2 protein-coding genes and 1 pseudogene are annotated in these 1,807 nt (G+C 45.1%); 1 reads left to right on the top strand and 2 read right to left on the bottom strand.

The genetic code is table 11. The features are described from left to right. Positions 1–859: calcium/proton exchanger (gene cax / locus PX481_RS05245; protein ID WP_288093897.1), on the top strand; the 859-nt coding region annotated here is incomplete at its 5' end. A gap of 2 nt (positions 860–861) precedes the next feature. Here cax and rsmG read toward each other — a convergent pair. Together rsmG and PX481_RS05235 are read right to left on the bottom strand one after the other, a co-directional pair. Continuing rightward, positions 862–1,539, bottom strand: a complete 678-nt coding sequence (rsmG, locus tag PX481_RS05240) for a 16S rRNA (guanine(527)-N(7))-methyltransferase RsmG (RefSeq protein ID WP_288024426.1) — start codon at positions 1,537–1,539, stop codon at positions 862–864. A gap of 133 nt (positions 1,540–1,672) precedes the next feature. Continuing rightward, positions 1,673–1,807, bottom strand: a pseudogene (locus tag PX481_RS05235) (ABC transporter ATP-binding protein); the annotation flags it as partial.

Below are 1,807 nucleotides of genomic sequence, written 5' to 3'. Positions count from 1 at the left end.
TGCCTATGTCGCTTTGCGGGAAGGTTTTATCGATGTGGTAAAAGCGACGATTACTGGCTCAATTATCGGTAATTTACTCTTAGTTATGGGATTATCGATGTTTTTAGGCGGTTTACGCTTCAAAGAACAGGAATTTCAACCAATAACCGCTCGTTTAAATGCCTCAGCCATGAATTTAGCGGTGGTGGCGATTCTTTTACCCACTGCCGTGGAATTTACCTCCACGGGAGTCGGGGAAGCAGTCCTGCAACGTCTATCCGTGGCCGTGGCAGCGGTGTTAATTTTCGTCTATGGTTTAAGTCTCTTATTTTCCATGAAAACCCACACCTATCTCTACGATGTCGGGGTTGCCGGTATCGAGGAGGAAAGCGCCAGAGAAAGAGCCGCAAGGCCGAAAGTCTGGTTTTGGTCTTTGATTTTATTGATCGTTACCATCGCCGTGGCCGTAGAATCGGAGTTATTGGTGGCATCCCTAGAGGAGGCTACGGAACAGCTAGGTTTAACGGCGCTGTTTACCGGGGTAATTCTTTTGCCTATTATCGGTAATGCGGCCGAACACGCTACGGCTGTCACCGTCGCCCTTAAGAATAAAATGGATCTATCGGTATCTGTGGCCGTCGGTTCCAGTATGCAGATCGCCCTGTTTGTGGCTCCAGTTTTGGTTATCATGGGTTATATTATCGGTCAGCCCATGGATCTAAATTTTAATCCCTTTGAGTTAGTGGCAGTGGCTGTAGCGGTGTGGTTGGCTAATTCGATTAGTAGTGATGGGCGATCGAATTGGTTAGAAGGAATGTTACTCTTAGCTACCTATGCTATCCTGGCCTTGGCTTTCTTTTTCCATCCTCTCACCGCTTAAAGTTATTTCTTGGAGATATATAGACAATGACGGACGCTTTCGCTTAAGGGAGTGGTAAAACTGGCAATTTCGAGGATTTTACCACCAGCTTTCCCTAAATTCTTCTCTAAACTCGAACTATCCTCCGACGACCACTGACCACGATAGAGGATAGCGATTCCGGTCTTTTTCAGGAAAGGCAAAGCATAGTTAACACAGATATCCACATTAGCTACCGCTCGCAAACAGACGATATCGTAAGCACAGTTATGTTTAGGGTTTTTCCCGACGATTTCCGCCCGACCTAAACGAGTTTTCGTGTTATTTAACTCTAATTTGTCAATAACTTCTTCAAGAAAATTAATCTTTTTTTGGGTGGAATCCAAGAGAGTCACCGACCAATGGGTATATGCGATCGCAATTGGCACCCCCGGAAATCCGGCCCCAGTCCCCAAATCGATGACTGATAGGGATTTTGTCAATAAATCTGGCTGGGATTTTTGTAACCAAGCTAAACCCGATAAAGAATCCCAAAGATGTTTTTCCCAAAACTCCTCCGGTTGGGTAATTCGAGTGAGATTACAACGTTGATTACCCTCTAAAATCAAGTCATAAAGTTGTTGAAATCGCGCTTGTATGGCCCCATCGGGTTGCCATTCTAGGGTTTCTTGCCAAAGGTCAAATAATTCAGGAAGGATCATTAATTCAGTAATCAAGGTCAGGAGACAGGAGACAGGAGACAGGAGATGGGGGAAGTGGGGAAGTGGGGAAGTGGGGAAGTGGGGAAGTGGGGAAGTGGGGAATTTCAACTAAAAACCCCAAAACCCTAAAACCTCAACTATCTGTTTTTTCACTTTTTAATTCCCTCAAATGTCCTTGTTCAATTTTCCAGTGACGGTCAGCAATGGGGAGTAATTCTCCGGCATCGTGACTAACTACTAATAAAGTCCAGTGTTGTTTGAGACTAGC

The sequence above is a fragment of the Microcystis sp. M53603_WE2 genome, from assembly GCF_030065435.1.
Note: the sequence above shows the minus strand (reverse complement) of the source record. Positions and strands in the feature narration are given on the sequence as shown.